We start from the raw sequence: 17,850 nt of genomic DNA, 5'->3' as shown, positions 1-17,850 counted from the left end.
CCGCATGTCGATCAAGGCCAGCATCTATCACCTGACCCATTACAAATATGACCGGCCGGTCAGGCTCTCACCGCAGATCATCAGGTTGAAACCGGCCGCACACTCGAAGACGAAGGTCATCAGCCACTCGCTGAAGGTCTCGCCGGAAAACCACTTCGTCAACCTGCAGCAGGACCCCTACGGCAACTACCTCGCCCGTTACGTCTTTCCCGATCCGGTGACGGAAATGAAGATCGAAGTCGATCTCGTCGCCGACATGACCGTCTACAACCCCTTCGACTTTTTCGTCGAGGAGGAAGCCGAGCACTGGCCGTTCCGCTATCCTGAAGACCTCAGCGAGGACCTGAAGATCTACATGACGCCGGAGCCGGTGGGCGAAAGGCTTTCGGCGTTCCTCGAAGGCGTGGATCGCTCGCGTCAGCGCACCGTCGACATGGTGGTCGGCCTCAATGCGCGGCTGCAGAAGGAGATCGGCTACGTCATCCGCATGGAGCCGGGCGTGCAGTTGCCGGAGGAGACCCTCGGTCTCGCCAGGGGCTCCTGCCGCGATTCGAGCTGGCTCATGGTGCAGATCCTGCGCAATCTCGGCTTTGCCGCGCGCTTCGTCTCCGGCTATCTCATCCAGCTGACGCCGGACCTGAAGGCGCTCGACGGCCCCTCCGGCACCGAATACGACTTCACCGACCTTCACGCCTGGGCCGAGGTCTATCTCCCGGGCGCCGGCTGGGTCGGGCTCGATCCGACCTCCGGCCTCTTGACCGGCGAGAGCCACATTCCGCTCGCCGCCACCCCGCATTTCCGGAATGCCGCGCCGATCTCCGGCGGCTTTTTCGGCGATCCGGACACGCAGTCGGACTTCGCCTTCGACATGAAGGTCGCGCGCGTCGCCGAGCATCCGCGCATCACCAAGCCGTTCTCGGACGAAAGCTGGGAGGCGCTCAACGCGCTCGGCAACGAGGTCGACCGGGTGCTGACCGACAACGATGTTCGCCTGACGATGGGCGGCGAGCCGACCTTCGTGTCGATCGACGACTTCGAATCTGACGAGTGGAACACCGCCGCCGTCGGCCCGACAAAACGCGAGAAGGCCGACACGCTCATTCGCCGCCTGCGCGAGCGCTTCGCGCCCGGCGGCTTCCTGCACTACGGACAGGGCAAGTGGTATCCGGGCGAAAGCCTGCCGCGCTGGACCTTCTCGCTCTATTGGCGCCGCGATGGCCTGCCGATCTGGCAGCGGCCGGAACTGATTGCCGAGGAGCGCGGCAGGAACGATGTGACCGAGCGCGATGCCGAGCGCCTGCTGGTCGCCATCGCCGGCGAGCTCGACGTCGCAGCGGACATGGTCGTTCCGGCCTATGAGGATCCGGCCGAATGGATCGTCAAGGAAGCGAACCTGCCGAACAATGTCGATCCGTCCAACTCGAAGCTCAAGGACCCGGAGGAACGCAGCCGCCTCGCCCGTGTTTTCGAACGCGGCCTGACGACGCCGACGGGCTACGTGCTGCCGGTCCAGGCCTGGAATTCACGGGCTTTCGGCCGCAAGTGGACGAGCGAGAAGTGGGCGACCCGGCGCGGCCGCATCTTCCTGGTGCCCGGCGACAGCCCAGTCGGCTACCGCCTGCCGCTCGGTTCGCTGCCCTATATCTCGCCCTCCGCCTATCCCTATATCAATCCCCTCGACCCGACAGTTCCGCGCACAGACCTGCCCGATTTCACCGAAGAGAAGGGTCGCGCCCAACAGTCACGCTTCCAGCCCTCCGAGGAGCCGCAAACGCCGCTGCCCGTCGCGCGCGACGAGATCGGCGGCTCCGTGCGCACCGCGATCACCGTCGAGCCGCGCGAGGGCCGACTCAGCGTCTTCATGCCGCCGACGACGGACATCGAGGAATATCTGGACCTGATCGCCTCGACCGAACGGGCCGCGGCAGCGCTTGGTCTCACCGTCCATATCGAAGGCTATGCGCCGCCCCAGGACGAACGCATCAATGTCATCCGGGTGGCGCCCGACCCGGGCGTGATCGAGGTCAATATCCACCCGGCTTCGAGCTGGGGGGAATGCGTCGACATCACCACGGCGATCTACGAGGAGGCGCGCCAGAGCCGGCTTGGCGCCGACAAGTTCATGATCGACGGCCGCCATACGGGAACCGGTGGCGGCAACCACGTGGTGGTCGGTGGCCGCAGCCCCAATGACAGTCCCTTCCTGCGCCGGCCGGATCTCTTGAAGAGCATCGTGCTGCACTGGCAGCGCCATCCCTCGCTCTCCTATCTCTTTTCCGGCCTGTTCATCGGACCCACCAGCCAGGCGCCGCGCATCGACGAGGCACGCCACGACTCGCTTTACGAGCTGGAGATCGCCCTCGCCCAGGTACCCTCGCCCGGCGCTGGCCGCATGCCGCCGCTGCCGTGGCTCGTCGACCGGTTGTTCCGCAACCTGCTCGTCGACGTCACCGGCAACACGCACCGGTCGGAGATCTGCATCGACAAGCTGTTTTCGCCTGACGGCCCGACCGGACGGCTCGGCCTCATCGAGTTCCGCGGCTTCGAAATGCCGCCGAATGCGCGCATGTCGCTCGCCCAGCAATTGCTGGTGCGCGCCATCATTGCCCGTTTCTGGAAGAACCCGGTAGAAGGAGGTTTCGTGCGCTGGGGCACGGCGCTCCACGACCGCTTCATGCTGCCGCACTATGTCTGGCAGGATTTCCTCGACGTTCTCGCCGATCTGAGAGCGCATGGCTTCGATTTCCGGCCGGAATGGTTCGCGGCACAGCTCGAATTCCGCTTCCCCTTCTGCGGCGAAGTGGAATACGAGGAAGCGAAGCTCGAAATCCGTCAGGCGCTCGAGCCCTGGCACGTGATGGGCGAGCAGGGCGCGATCGGCGGTACGGTGCGCTATGTCGATTCGTCGGTCGAGCGCCTGCAGGTGAAGCTCGAGACCGGCAATCCCGATCGCTACATCGTGACCTGCAACGGCCGGCCGGTGCCGCTTTCCAGGACGGGCACGAACGGCGTCGCCGTCGCCGGCGTGCGCTACAAGGCCTGGCAGCCCGCCTCCGGGCTGCATCCCGTGTTGCCCGTGAACACTCCCCTTACATTCGACGTTTATGATACATGGTCGAATCGGGCGATCGGCGGCTGCGTCTACCATGTTGCGCATCCAGGCGGGCGTAACTATGAGACGTTCCCGGTCAATGGCAACGAGGCAGAGGCACGCCGGCTGGCGCGCTTCGAACCCTGGGGCCACACGACCGGCATGTATCGGCTGCGCCCTGAGGCCCCATCGGCGGAGTTTCCCCTGACGCTCGACCTAAGGCGTCCGGCAGGAGTGTAAATGGCGAAGAAGCAGGCGGCAGAGGCAACAGGCAAGGGGCGGTTCGAGGGCGATCCGGCATTCGGCTATCGCGCCCTGCCGGGCGTCGCCGACGAGATGCTCGACCCCCAGGGCAACGTCCGGCCGGTCTGGCAGCGTCTGCTTGCCGCGCTCGGCCGGATGGACGAAACGGAGCTCGCCAACCGCTTCGCTCGTGCCGACCGTTATCTGCGCGACGCCGGCGTGTTCTATCGGGCCTATGGCAAGGAAAACACCGAACGAAGCTGGCCGCTCTCGCACATACCGGTGCTGATCGACGAAGCCGAATGGGCCGCCGTTTCCGAGGGGTTGATCCAGCGAGCCGAGCTCCTCGAGAGAGTGGTCGCGGATATTTACGGCGAGAACCGGCTTGTGCGGGAAGGGCTGCTGCCGCCGGCACTTGTCGCCTCCAATCCGCAGTTCCTGCGACCGCTGGTCGGCGTTGAGCCGGCGGGCGGGCACTTCCTGCACTTCTGTTCCTTCGAGATCGGGCGAGGCCCTGACGGCAACTGGTGGGTTCTGTCCGACCGGAGCGAGGCGCCATCAGGCGCCGGCTTTGCGCTCGAAAACCGTGTCGCCACGACGCGCGCCTTTTCCAACCTCTACGCCGAGACCCACGTCCATCGCCTGGCGAGCTTCTTCGGGGCTTTCCGCGATACTCTCCAGGCGCAAAAGCTGCATCCGGACGACCGCATCGCCGTCCTCTCGCCCGGCATCGCCAACGAAACCTATTTCGAGCATGCCTACATCGCCCGCTATCTCGGCTTCATGCTGCTCGAAGGCGAGGACCTCACGGTCGTCGGCGGCCGGGTGATGGTGCGCACGGTCGCCGGCCTGAAGCCGATCGGCGTGCTCTGGCGCCGCCTCGACGCCTCCTTCGCCGATCCGCTCGAACTCGATCAATCCTCCCATATCGGCACGCCCGGTCTCGTCGAAGCGCTCCGGGCCGGTTCCGTCTCGATCGTCAACGCGATCGGCTCCGGCATTCTGGAGACGCGTGCGTTCCTCGCCTTCATGCCGACGCTCTGTCGCCACCTGCTTGGAGAAGAGCAGAAGCTGCCGTCGATCGCCACCTGGTGGTGCGGCCAGGAACAGGAGCGCCAGCACGTCGCCAGCAACATCGAGGGAATGGTCATCGGTCCGGCCTATTCGACGCGGCCCTTCTTCGACGACAACGGGCAATCGGTGCTCGGCACCGCGCTGCGCGAAACCACCAAGACGTCGGCCGCCGAATGGCTGGCGACAGGCGGAGGCAAGCTGGTCGGTCAGGAGGTGGTGACGCTGTCGACGACGCCGGCCTGGGTCCGCGGCCGGCTGACGCCGCGGCCGATGAGCTTGCGTGTCTTTGCGGCGCGCACCCGCGACGGCTGGCAGATCATGCCGGGCGGCTTCGCCCGCATCGGCTCGGGCGACGACGTCGCGGCGATCGCCATGCAGGCGGGCGGCACGGCCGCCGATGTCTGGATCGTCAGCGACAAGCCGGTCGAGCGCACGACGCTGCTCCCGGCCGAGGAGAGCTTCACCCGCAACCTGCCGGGCAGCCTGCCGAGCCGCGCGGCGGACAATCTCTTCTGGCTCGGCCGCTATATCGAGAGGGCGGAGGGGGCGCTTCGAATCCTGCGCGCCTGGCACGCTCGCTTTGCCGAAGCGGCAGATCCGAACATGCCGCTCCTCAAGGATGTCAGCAGCTATCTCGCCGCGCTCGACATCCGCACGCGCCAGCCGGTGCCGGCGAGCCTGCTTGCCAATATCGACAGCGCACTTTTCAGCGCCGGCAATATCCGCGACCGGTTCTCCCCCGACGGCTGGCTCGCCCTGAACGACCTGTCGAAAACCGCGCGCAAGTTTCATGCGACCGTGCAGGCGGGCGACGACGCGACCCACGCGATGACCATTCTCTTGCGCAAGCTTGCGGGCTTTGCCGGCCTCGTCCACGAGAACATGTACCGTTTTACCGGTTGGCGATTCCTGTCGATCGGTCGCTATCTCGAGCGCGGCCTGCACATGACGAGACTGCTCGGGCACATGTCCGGACCGGAGGCTCCGGACGGCGCCTATGACATGCTGCTCGAGATCGGCGACAGCGTCATGACCCATCGCCGCCGCTACAACGTCAACACGGCCGCCTTGACGGTCACCGACCTTCTGGCGCTCGACCCGCTCAACCCGCGCTCCGTCCTTTTCCAATTGAACGAGATCAAGACGGAGGTCGAACTGCTGCCGAACGCCTTCGTCAACGGCCAGATGTCGCCCTTTTACCGGGAGACGATGCGGCTTCATTCCGGCCTTGCGGTGATGACGCCGGAAGCGATGACCGCGACGGTCTACAAGCGGCTCGAGCAGGATATCGAAAAACTCTCGGACCTGCTCGCACGAACCTATCTCGGATAGAACGGGACGATGCCACACAGCAGCGCACGAGTGCACATATGTAACCCCTCCCCAACCCCTCCCCACAATGGGGAGGGGCAATCTTCGCCGCACCGCCTCCGCCCCCCTGTCGACCTTTGTGCTCGACGCGCTGGGGGAAGTGGCAGACGATCGCAGCGGCCGCTAAGCCCCTCCCCCCTTGTGGGCCCTTGTGGTGAGGGGTTGGGGAGGGGTTTTCTCCACCCACCGAAACTGTAGGTGATCTAACGAAGAACGGCCTTTCCGATGCTCTATGACATCAACCTGAAGATCACCTACGGTTACGAGGTTCCGGTGAGCGGCGGGCGCCATCTCGTGCGCGTGTTGCCTGCTTCGATCCCGGGCCGCCAGCGCCTGATCGCCGGCTCCCTGACATTCCAGCCCACGCCGGGCGAGCGGTCGGAGAGCGTCGACTTCTTCGCAAACGCTACCACCTCCATCCTCTTCCGCTCCGTACATGAGGATCTGGTCATTCGCATGCAGGCGCGCGTACAGGCCGAAGCATTGGCGCTCACCGCCGATTTTTCGCCGCCGCTGGAGGGCCTGCCCTCGCAACTCGCCTCCTCCTGGTCGATCGATGCGGAATCGCCGCACCATTTCATCGGCCCGAGTCCGCTGCTGCCCGAGGCTCCGGAAATTGCCGCCTATGCGCGCGAGATCGCCGGGGACAACATGACGGTGCTTCAGATCGGCGCCGCCATCTGCGAGCGCATTCACCGCGATTTCGCCTATGATGCCGACGCGACCACCGTCACCACGACGCCCGCCGAAGCCTTCAGGCTGAAGCGCGGCGTCTGCCAGGATTTCACGCATGTGATGATCGTTGCGCTGCGCAGCCTCGGCATCCCCGCCGGCTATGTGAGCGGCTTCCTCAGGACCTTGCCGCCGCCCGGCAAGGAGCGGCTCGAAGGTGCCGACGCGATGCATGCCTGGGTCCGCTTCTGGTGCGGCACGACGGGCGGCTGGATGGAACTCGACCCGACCAACAACATTCCGGCAGGCACCGACCATATCGTCGTCGGCCATGGGCGCGACTATGGCGACGTGGCTCCGGTCATCGGCGTGCTGAAAAGCTACGGCAGCCACACAACCGAACAGGCTGTCGACGTCGTCCCGGTGGAATGACCTCAAACGGCACAGCTCGCGCCGTTTTCACACATATTGCGCCGGAGAATACCCCTGAAAACAGGGGCTTTCTGGCAGATCCTATAAGATTGCGGTGATCGCCTCAACGGGACGGTAACGCATCACCACTAGTGTCACGGATGAGTGGCTACAACGTGCGGGGGTGCGCAAATATGGGAAGTCGGTCCGTGATCGGCCGGTCCTTCATTATGATGCTGAAGGACCGGGGCGGTAATTTTGGAATGATGACGGCGGTTGCAGCGCCGCTGCTTTTCGCAGCCGGCGGCGTTTCCATCGACATGGCCAACATGCTGATGACGAAGAACCAGCTCCAGGATGCGACCGACGCGGCCGCCCTTGCGGCCGCGTCCGCGCTCGTCTCCGACGAACAGCCGGATATCGCTGCTGCCAAGGAGATCGCCCGCAAATTCCTGAGGACCCAGGGGGGCGGCGCAACATCGCCCGATGATCCGGCCGAAAGCGGAGAGGGAGCCTCCTCCGGCGCTGCATCGTCGACACCCGATTGGGACGACGTCAATACGCTTGAGGTGAACATCACCGAGACACCGAACGGTGCGAAGGGGAAGATCTTTCAGGTCACCGTGGTCAACAAGCGCGTTCTCGAGTTCAACGCCATGACGCAGTTGCTCGGCACGGATTCGATCGAGCTTGCAGCCAGTTCCACGGCGGAAAGCGCCACCGAGACCAAGAATGCGCTGTCGATGTATCTCGTCCTCGATCGGTCCGGCTCCATGGCATGGAAGACGAACACGATCAACACCGCGAAAACGAGTTGCCCGAACTATACGGAAGCCAACTGGAGCAAGTTCCCGCGTCTCGCCGCCAGCAGCCCGTGCTACGTCACCAAGATCGACGCTCTGAAGAGTGCCGTCAGCGACCTGCTGGCGCAGCTGCTGGTAGCGGACCCGGATCAGATCTATGTTCGTACCGCTGCAGTCTCGTATAACTCCGCGCAGGACGCCGCGGGAAACCTCGCCTGGGGTACGAGCGGTGCCGCGACCTATGTCAATGCGCTCGTCGCAACCGGCGGCACGGCATCGGGCAGTGCTTTCAAGACGGCCTACCAGAAGGTCAGCGCTGAAACGGAAAACACGGCCCATGCCGCCAAGAACGGCCAGGTGCCGACGAAATACATCGTCTTCATGACCGATGGCGAGAACAATTACGCCAATGACGATACGGTTACGAAGCAATGGTGCGATACCGCCAAGGCCAACAAGGTCGAGATCTATAGCGTCGCGTTCATGGCGCCGCAGCGCGGCCAGGATCTGCTGAGATACTGCGCCTCCTCCACCTCGCATTACTTCGAGGCCGAGGAAACCGCAGACCTTGTCGCGGCCTTCAAGGCGATTGGCGAACGCGCCTCGGCAATGATTTCCCGCCTGACGAAATGACCGACCCTGAGCGGCGGGACCACAGGTCGTGGGGCCCGAAAAATCTCGCAAACCCGCCCTTTTGCCATGCCGTTCGGCCTTTGCCGGACGGCATTTTTCTTCCTGCGAAACTATTGAAATAGCATGCGAAGTGCATCCGCGCCGGGCGGCATAGCGATCTAATCCATTTAAAAACACCTGTTGCAAGCGCTTCGGATCGATGCATAAATGCCTGTTCCCGGCCGGTTCGGCTTACGGTTTCCTGAAATGCAACAAGGGTTTGACAGTTCTCATGATGAATCGGCTCTCCACAAACGAACTGCCGCAGCCGGCCCTGAGATCCTCCGAACCGGGCCAGCTTGCCGTCGAGATTCTCGAGCGCCTCAAATACCGCATCGGCAAGGATCCGAAGGTCGCAAAGCCGCACGACTGGCTGACCGCCGCCATTCTGGTTGCCCGCGACCGGATCACGGACAAGTGGATGGAATCGACGCGCAAGACCTATGCGACCGGGGCGAAGCGGGTCTACTACCTTTCGCTCGAATTCCTCATCGGCCGGCTGATGCGCGACGCCATGACGAATATCGGCCTGATGGACGAGATGCGTGATGCGCTTGCCTCTCTCGGCGTCGATATCGACGTGGTCGCCCAGCTCGAGCCCGACGCTGCTCTCGGCAATGGCGGCCTTGGACGCCTCGCCGCCTGTTTCATGGAGTCGATGGCGACCGTCGACGTCCCCGCCTATGGCTACGGCATCCGCTACATGCACGGCCTGTTCCGCCAGCAGATGGCCGATGGCTGGCAGGTCGAACTGCCCGAAACCTGGCTGGCCCACGGCAATCCATGGGAATTCGAGCGGCGGGAGAGCTCCTACGAGATCGGCTTCGGCGGCAGCGTCGAAACGGTCAATATCGACGAAGAGGTTCAGCGCTACGTCTGGAAGCCGGCAGAGCGGGTGATCGCCACCGCCTTCGACACGCCGGCCGTCGGCTGGCGGGCGAAGCGCGTCAACACATTGCGGCTCTGGGCGGCCCAGCCGATCGACCCGATCCTGCTCGACGCCTTCAATGCCGGCGACCATATCGGTGCGCTGCGCGAGAGCAACAAGGCGGAGAGCCTGACACGCGTGCTCTATCCGGCCGACGCCACGCCGGCCGGCCAGGAGTTGCGCCTCCGGCAGGAATATTTCTTCTCCTCCGCCTCGCTGCAGGACATTCTGCGCCGCCATCTGCAGCAATATCCGGACTTCACGTCGCTGCCGGATGCGGTTGCCATCCAGCTCAACGATACGCACCCGGCGGTGTCCGTCGCGGAACTGGTGCGCCTGCTGACCGACGTCCACGGGCTCGGATTCGAGGAGGCCTGGGACATCACGCGGCGGACCTTCGCCTACACCAATCACACGCTGCTGCCGGAAGCGCTCGAAAGCTGGCCGGTGCCGCTCTTCGAGCGGCTGCTGCCCCGCCACATGCAGATCGTCTACGCGATCAATGCGAAGGTCCTCATCGAGGCGCGCAGGCAGAAGCATGCGACCGACGAGGAGATCCGCAGCATCTCGCTGATCGACGAAACGGGCGAGCGGCGCGTGCGCATGGGCAATCTCGCCTTCGTCGGATCGCACTCGATCAACGGCGTCTCGGCGCTTCATACCGACCTGATGAAGGAAACGGTTTTTGCCCATCTGCACCGTCTTTACCCGGACCGCATCAACAACAAGACGAACGGCATCACGCCACGCCGCTGGCTGATGCAATGCAATCCCGGCCTTTTCGCGCTGATCCGGGACGCGATCGGCGACGAGTTCATCGACAACACCGAAGCGCTGCAGGCACTCGACGCCTTTGCCGACAAGGCGGACTTCCAGGAGCACTTCGCCGCCGTCAAGCGCGCCAACAAGGTGAGACTGGCGAAACTGGTCCAGGCGAGCCTCGGGATCAGGCTCGATCCATCGGCGATGTTCGACATCCAGATCAAGCGCATCCACGAATACAAGCGCCAATTGCTCAACATCATCGAGGCCGTGGCGCTCTACGATCAGATCCGCTCGCATCCGGAGCTCGACTGGGTGCCGCGCGTCAAGCTCTTCGCCGGCAAGGCGGCACCGAGCTACCATCACGCCAAGTTGATCATCAAGCTTGCCAATGACGTCGCGCGCGTCGTCAACAATGACCCGGCCGTGCGTGGTCTCCTGAAGATCGTCTTTGTTCCCAACTACAACGTTTCGCTTGCCGAGGTGATGGTTCCTGCCGCCGATCTCTCCGAGCAGATCTCGACAGCCGGCATGGAGGCATCCGGCACCGGCAACATGAAGTTCGGCCTCAACGGCGCGCTGACCATCGGCACGCTCGATGGCGCCAATGTCGAGATGCGCGACTGGGTCGGCGAGGAAAACATCAAGATCTTCGGCATGACCGCCGAGGAAGTGGCGACGGCGCGGGCCGAGGGGCACAACCCGCGTGCGACCATCGAGGCCTCGCGCGAGCTGTCGCAGGCGCTCTCGGCGATCGCTTCCGGCGTCTTCTCACCGGACGACCGCAACCGCTTCGCGGGTCTTGTCGACGGCCTCTACAACCATGACTGGTTCATGGTCGCCGCCGATTTCGAAGCCTATGCCAAGGCACAGCGCGAGGTCGACCAACTCTGGACGACCCCCTCCGACTGGTATTCGAAGACGATCCGCAACACGGCCCGCATGGGCTGGTTCTCCTCCGACCGCACGATCCGGCAATATGCCGGCGAAATCTGGAGAGCTGGATGACGTCACCGCCCGGCAAGGACGAACCGCCCGCTGCGCCAGGCTTTCTGCCGGCGCAGGAAATTGAGGCAATACTTTCCGGCACCCATAACGATCCCTTTGCCGTTCTCGGCGTGCATGCATCCGGCATGAGCTATGTGGCGCGATGCTTCATCCCCGGCGCGGAAGCGGTTGTTGCGGAGACCTTATCCGGAGAGGAAATCGGAATACTCGAACGGCGCAACGACGCCGGCTTTTTCGAGGGTTCCGTCTCGGTCCGCAAGGAGCAGCCGGTCCGCTACCGGGCTCGCAACGAGGGCGGCGAATGGATCGTGGTCGATCCATACAGTTTCGGCCCGGTCCTCGGACCCATGGACGACTATTACATCCGCGAAGGCTCGCACCTCCGCCTCTTCGACAAGTTGGGGGCCCACCCGATCGCGCATGACGGCGCCGAAGGCTTTCACTTCGCCGTCTGGGCGCCGAACGCCCGGCGTGTTTCCGTCGTCGGCAGTTTCAACGATTGGGACGGGCGCCGGCATGTCATGCGCCTGCGCGCCGACACGGGCATCTGGGAGATCTTCATCCCCGGCGTGCCGATTGGTGCCCCTTACAAATACGAGATCCTCGGCAAGGACGGCACGCTGCTGCCGCTGAAGGCCGATCCTTTCGCGCGGCGCTCGGAACTCCGCCCCGACACCGCATCGGTGACGACGGGCGAAATCGCCCAGGTCTGGGACGACGCGGCGCACCGGCAGCACTGGGAGGATGTCGATCCGCGCCGGCAGCCGATTGCGATCTATGAAGTCCATGCCGCCTCTTGGCAGCGCCGCGACAATGGCGACATGCTGACCTGGGACGAGTTGGCGGAGCGGCTGATCCCCTATTGCGTCGACATGGGCTTCACTCATATCGAATTCCTGCCGATCTCCGAATTTCCCTACGATCCGTCATGGGGTTACCAGACCACCGGTCTTTATTCGCCGACGGCCCGCTTTGGCGAGCCGGAAGGCTTTGCCCGCTTCGTCAACGGCTGCCACAAGGTCGGCATCGGCGTCATCCTCGACTGGGTGCCGGCGCATTTCCCGACCGACGAGCACGGGCTTCGCTGGTTCGACGGCACCGCGCTCTACGAGCACGAGGATCCGCGGCAGGGCTTCCATCCCGACTGGAACACGGCAATCTATAATTTCGGCCGCGACGAGGTCGCCACCTATCTCGTCAACAACGCCCTCTACTGGGCCGAGAAGTTCCACGTCGACGGCCTGCGCGTCGACGCGGTCGCGTCGATGCTCTATCTCGACTATTCCCGCAAGCACGGCGAATGGGTGCCGAACGAATATGGCGGCAACGAAAATCTCGAGGCGGTCCGCTTCCTGCAGACGATGAACACCCGCCTCTACGGCATCCATCAGGGCGTCCTGACGATCGCCGAGGAGTCGACGTCCTGGCCGAAAGTCTCCCATCCGGTCCATACGGGCGGGCTCGGCTTCGGCTTCAAGTGGAACATGGGCTTCATGCACGACACGCTGCAATATCTGTCGCGCGAGCCGGTGCATCGAAAGTTCCACCACAACGACATGACCTTCGGGCTGCTCTACGCCTTCAGCGAGAACTTCGTCCTGCCGCTGTCGCATGACGAGGTCGTGCACGGCAAGGGATCGCTGATCGCCAAGATGGCCGGCGACGATTGGCAGAAGTTCGCCAATCTCAGGGCCTATTACGGCTTCATGTGGGGCTATCCGGGCAAGAAGCTGCTCTTCATGGGACAGGAGTTCGCGCAATGGCGCGAATGGTCGGAAGAGCGCCAGCTCGACTGGAACCTGCTTGAATACAACCTTCACGAAGGCATGCGGCGGCTGGTCCGCGACTTGAACGGCACCTATCGCGCGAAGCCGGCGCTGCACGCGCGCGACTGCGAGGGCGAGGGCTTCGAGTGGCTGATCGCCGACGACCGGGACAATTCGGTCTTCGCCTGGCTGAGAAAGGCGCCGGGCGAGAAGCTGGTCGCGGTCGTCACCAATTTCACCCCCGTCTACCGCGAGGGCTACGACGTGCCGCTGCCAGTCGCCGGACGCTGGAAGGAAATCCTCAACACCGATGCGGAGATCTATGGAGGAAGCGGCAAGGGCAACGGCGGCGCCGTGCAAGCGGAAAAGAAGTCAAACGGAAGGACAATGGCCACCATCACGCTGCCGCCGCTCGCGACGCTGATGCTGGAGCAGGATTGAGGAGCAGGTCGGTCGGCACCGCCGGCGGACGGGCAGGATGAATCATGGGGCCCGCGAGGCGTCGCAGAAAGCCGCCGGACGGTCCCCGAAAAGAACTGATCTTGGGGAGGACAAATGGTGGAAAAACGTACGCAACCCCTGGCTCGTGATGCCATGGCCTATGTTCTCGCCGGCGGCCGCGGCAGCCGACTGAAGGAACTGACCGACCGTCGTGCCAAGCCGGCCGTCTATTTCGGCGGCAAGGCGCGCATCATCGATTTCGCGCTTTCCAATGCGCTGAATTCCGGTATCCGCCGCATCGGAGTGGCGACCCAGTACAAGGCCCATTCGCTGATCCGGCACTTGCAGCGCGGCTGGAACTTCTTCCGCCCCGAGCGCAACGAGAGCTTCGACATCCTGCCGGCGAGCCAGCGCGTCTCGGAGACGCAGTGGTACGAAGGTACGGCCGACGCGGTCTATCAGAACATCGACATCATCGAGGATCACGGCGTCGAATACATGGTGATCCTCGCCGGAGACCACATCTACAAGATGGACTACGAGCTGATGCTGCAGCAGCACGTCGATTCCGGCGCCGACGTGACGATCGGCTGCCTCGAAGTGCCGCGCATGGAGGCGACAGGCTTCGGCGTCATGCATGTCGATGACAAGGATCGCATCATCGCCTTTGTCGAGAAGCCGGCCGACCCGCCCGGCATCCCGGGCAACCCGGAGATGGCGCTGGCCTCCATGGGCATCTACGTCTTCCACACCAAGTTCCTGATGGACATGCTGCGCCGGGATGCGGCCGATCCGAAATCCAGTCGCGACTTCGGCAAGGACATCATCCCCCATATCGTCGAGCACGGAAAGGCGGTCGCCCACCGCTTCACCCACTCCTGCGTCCGTTCGGACTTCGAACGCGAGGCCTATTGGCGCGACGTCGGCACGATCGACGCCTATTGGCAGGCGAACATCGACCTCACTCACATTACGCCCGAGCTCGACATCTACGACAGCACCTGGCCGATCTGGACTTTCTCCGAAATCAAGCCGCCCGCCAAGTTCGTCCACGACGACGAAGACCGCCGCGGCTCGGCGACTTCCTCGCTCGTCTCGGGCGATTGCATCATCTCCGGTGCGGCGCTCAACAAGAGTCTCCTGTTCACCGGCGTCCGGGTCAATTCATACTCCCGACTCGAAAATGCCGTAGTTCTCCCCGACGTGACCATCGGGCGGCACTCGATCCTGCGCAACGTCGTCATCGACAGCCGGGTCGTGATTCCGGAAGGGCTGGTCGTCGGCGATGATCCGGAGCTCGACGCCAAGCGCTTCCGCCGGTCCGAGAACGGCGTCTGCCTGATCACGCAAACGATGATCGACAAGTTGGGAATGTAGGTCCGCCGTATGAACATCCTGTCCGTTGCCTCCGAGGTCTACCCGCTGGTCAAGACCGGGGGGCTCGCCGATGTCGTCGGCGCGCTTCCCGCGGCGCTTCTTCCCCACGGCATCCGGACCCGCACCCTGGTGCCCGGCTATCCGGCCGTGCTCCACAAGCTCAAGAAGAAAAAGGTGGTCGGCGGCATCGACAATCTGTTCGGCCATCCTGCGACCGTGCTCGCGGCCGAATTCGACGGGCTGGACCTGCTCGTACTCGATCAACCGGCGCTCTACGAGCGCGACGGCGGGCCTTATCTGGATCCGACCGGGCGCGACTACCCGGACAATTTCCGCCGCTTCGCCGCCCTGTCGCTCGCGGCTGCCGAAATCGCCGGCGACAACGTCGTTCCCGGCTGGAAGCCGGACATCGTCCATGTCCACGACTGGCAGGCGGCGCTGACGCCGGTCTATATGCGCTTCGGCTCGGCGCGGACCATGCCGACGGTGCTGACGATCCACAACATCGCCTTCCAGGGCCAGTTCGGCGCTTCCGTCTTCCCCGAGCTCTCCCTGCCGCCCGAAGCCTTCTCGATGCCGTTCGTCGAATATTACGGCGATGTCGCGTTTCTCAAGGGCGGCCTGCAGACGGCGACGGCGATCACCACGGTAAGTCCGTCCTATGCGCATGAGATCCTGACGCCGGAATTCGGCATGGGGATGGAAGGGCTTCTGGCAAGTCGCGCCACGGACCTGACCGGGATCGTCAACGGCATCGATGTCGACACCTGGAACCCGGAAACGGATCCGCACATTGCCCGAAACTACGGTCCGACCGCGATCAAGCAACGTGCGGCCAACCGCAGGGTTCTGGAAGAGCGTTTTGCCCTGGACCCGGGCCCCGGCCCGATCTTCTGCGTCATCAGCCGCCTCACCTGGCAAAAAGGCATGGACCTCCTGGCCGAAGTGGCCGACGATATCGTGGCGCTCGGCGGCAAGCTTATCGTGCTCGGCTCCGGCGACATCGCTCTGGAGGGGTCCCTCATGGCCGCCGCCTCGCGCCATCGCGGCCGCATCGGCATGGTGACGGGTTATGACGAGCCCCTGTCACACCTCATGCAGGCGGGTTCCGACGCGATCCTCATCCCATCGCGTTTCGAACCCTGCGGACTGACGCAGCTCTATGGTCTGCGCTATGGGTGCGTGCCGGTCGTCGCCCGCACCGGCGGTCTGACCGACACGGTGATCGATGCCAACGAGGCGGCGCTGTCGGCAAGGGTCGCGACCGGCTTCCAGTTCCGCCCGGTCACCGCCGACGGCTTGCGTCTTGCGATCCGGCGCGCGATGCGTGCATACAGCGAGCCGAAAGTATGGGCGCGCCTGCAGAACCAGGGCATGAAGTCCGACGTTTCCTGGGCCAGGAGTGCGGAACGCTATGCTTCGCTCTACTCCGGTCTTCTCGCGAAAGGCTAAGACAGATGATAAAAGACGTCTCCACCAATCCCTATAGCGACCAGAAACCCGGCACATCGGGCCTCAGGAAGAAGGTTCCGGTCTTCCAGCAGAAGAACTATGCCGAGAACTTCATCCAGTCCATTTTCGATTCGCTCGAAGGCTTCGCGGGAGAGACGCTGGTGATTGGCGGCGATGGCCGCTACTACAACCGCGAAGTCATCCAGAAGGCGATCAAGATGGCGGCGGCGAACGGTTTCGGCCGCGTGCTCGTCGGCCGCGGCGGCATCCTGTCGACTCCGGCCGCCTCGAATGTCATCCGCAAATACAAGGCCTTCGGCGGCATCGTGCTTTCGGCGAGCCACAACCCCGGCGGTCCGACCGAGGATTTCGGCATCAAGTACAATGTCGGCAATGGCGGTCCCGCACCGGAAAAGGTGACGGATGCGATCTTCGCCCGCACCAAGGTGATCGACGGCTACAGGATCGCCGACGCCGCCGACGTCAATCTGGACATTGAGGGATCGCAGCAGGTCGAGGACATGACGGTAACGGTCATCGACCCGGTCTCCGACTATGCCGAACTGATGGAAAGCCTGTTCGACTTCTCGGCGATCCGCAAGCTGATCTCCGGCGGCTTCCGCGTCGTCTTCGACGCAATGAGCGCCGTCACCGGCCCCTATGCCAAGGAGATCATCGAGAAGCGGCTCGGCGCGCCGAAGGGTTCCGTGATGAACTTCATTCCGCTGCCGGATTTCGGCGGCCACCACCCGGATCCGAATCTCGTGCATGCCCGCGCCCTCTACGAAACAATGATGGCGCCCGATGCCCCCGATTTCGGCGCCGCTTCCGACGGTGACGGCGATCGCAACCTGATCATCGGCAAGGGCATTTTCGTCACCCCCTCCGACAGCCTTGCAATCCTTGCCGCCAATGCGCATCTGGCGCCGGGCTACGCCAAGGGCCTTGCCGGCATCGCCCGCTCCATGCCGACGAGCGGGGCCGCCGATCGCGTCGCCGAAAAGCTCGGCATCGGTCTCTACGAGACGCCGACCGGCTGGAAATTCTTCGGCAACCTGCTCGACGAGGGCCTGGCGACGATCTGCGGCGAGGAAAGCGCCGGCACCGGATCCAACCACGTGCGCGAGAAGGACGGGCTCTGGGCAGTGCTGCTCTGGCTCAACATTCTGGCGGTCCGCAAGGAGAGCGCCCTCGACATCGTGCGCCAGCACTGGGCGACCTATGGCCGCAACTATTATTCGCGCCACGACTACGAGGGGGTCGATTCCGACGCCGCAAACGGCCTGATCGCCGCGCTTCGGGGCAAGCTCGCCGCGTTGCCGGGCAAGAGCTTCGGCGCGCTCACGGTCGAGACCGCCGATGATTTCTCCTACAACGATCCGGTCGACAAGTCGGTAAGCAATAACCAAGGGATCCGCATCCTCTTCAAGGGCGGATCGCGCGTCGTCTTCCGCCTCTCCGGTACCGGCACGTCCGGCGCGACACTTCGCGTCTATATCGAACGTTTCGAGCCGGACCCGGCGCGCCACGACCTCGACACCCAGGAAGCGCTTGCCGACCTGATCGCCGTCGCCGACGAGATCGCCGAGATCAAGTCGCGCACCGGCCGCCAGGAGCCGAGCGTTATTACCTGAGGCTCAGGATCAAATGGGGCTGCGATGCGCGGCCCTCCTTTTTTTCCAAACTGGTGCCGCCGGCCACCCCCTCTGGCCTGCCGGCCATCTCCCCCACAAGGGGGGAGAATATGTGCGGCTTCCCCTCGCCCCAACGACAGACCTT

General features: G+C 63.9%; 9 protein-coding genes. All 9 read left to right on the top strand.

Going from position 1 to position 17,850, the window contains the following annotated elements; genetic code table 11:
- Nucleotides 1-4: 4 nt before the first annotated feature.
- The 9 genes from AU381_RS19170 (at nt 5) to AU381_RS19130 (ending at nt 17,705) form a co-directional block, all read left to right on the top strand.
- Complete coding sequence (locus AU381_RS19170; RefSeq protein WP_064243330.1) at nt 5-3,331, top strand: transglutaminase family protein; 3,327 nt, start codon at nt 5-7, stop codon at nt 3,329-3,331.
- Nucleotides 3,332-5,740 (top strand): circularly permuted type 2 ATP-grasp protein, encoded by a 2,409-nt coding sequence (locus tag AU381_RS19165; RefSeq protein WP_064243329.1) that lies wholly within the window; start codon nt 3,332-3,334, stop codon nt 5,738-5,740.
- A gap of 264 nt (nt 5,741-6,004) precedes the next feature.
- Nucleotides 6,005-6,883, top strand: a complete 879-nt coding sequence (locus AU381_RS19160) for a transglutaminase family protein (RefSeq protein ID WP_064243328.1) — start codon at nt 6,005-6,007, stop codon at nt 6,881-6,883.
- A 173-nt stretch (nt 6,884-7,056) separates the two neighbouring features.
- On the top strand, nt 7,057-8,298 hold the full coding sequence (locus tag AU381_RS19155; RefSeq protein ID WP_064243327.1) for a vWA domain-containing protein: 1,242 nt from the start codon (nt 7,057-7,059) through the stop codon (nt 8,296-8,298).
- Nucleotides 8,299-8,569: 271 nt separating this feature from the next.
- A complete protein-coding gene (locus AU381_RS19150; protein WP_082910225.1) occupies nt 8,570-11,035 on the top strand; it encodes a glycogen/starch/alpha-glucan phosphorylase in 2,466 nt (821 codons plus the stop codon).
- Complete coding sequence (gene glgB, locus AU381_RS19145) at nt 11,032-13,242, top strand: 1,4-alpha-glucan branching protein GlgB (protein WP_064243326.1); 2,211 nt, start codon at nt 11,032-11,034, stop codon at nt 13,240-13,242. The genes AU381_RS19150 and glgB overlap by 4 nt, the downstream gene beginning before the upstream one ends.
- A gap of 114 nt (nt 13,243-13,356) precedes the next feature.
- Nucleotides 13,357-14,619: a glucose-1-phosphate adenylyltransferase gene (glgC, locus tag AU381_RS19140; protein WP_064243325.1), complete on the top strand. Its 1,263-nt coding sequence runs from the start codon at nt 13,357-13,359 to the stop codon at nt 14,617-14,619.
- A 9-nt stretch (nt 14,620-14,628) separates the two neighbouring features.
- A complete protein-coding gene (glgA, locus tag AU381_RS19135; RefSeq protein ID WP_064243324.1) occupies nt 14,629-16,071 on the top strand; it encodes a glycogen synthase GlgA in 1,443 nt (480 codons plus the stop codon).
- Nucleotides 16,072-16,076: 5 nt separating this feature from the next.
- Nucleotides 16,077-17,705 (top strand): alpha-D-glucose phosphate-specific phosphoglucomutase, encoded by a 1,629-nt coding sequence (locus tag AU381_RS19130; protein WP_064243323.1) that lies wholly within the window; start codon nt 16,077-16,079, stop codon nt 17,703-17,705.
- Nucleotides 17,706-17,850 lie beyond the last annotated feature (145 nt).

Source organism: Sinorhizobium glycinis, from assembly GCF_001651865.1.
GTDB lineage: Bacteria > Pseudomonadota > Alphaproteobacteria > Rhizobiales > Rhizobiaceae > Sinorhizobium > Sinorhizobium glycinis.
Note: the sequence above shows the minus strand (reverse complement) of the source record. Positions and strands in the feature narration are given on the sequence as shown.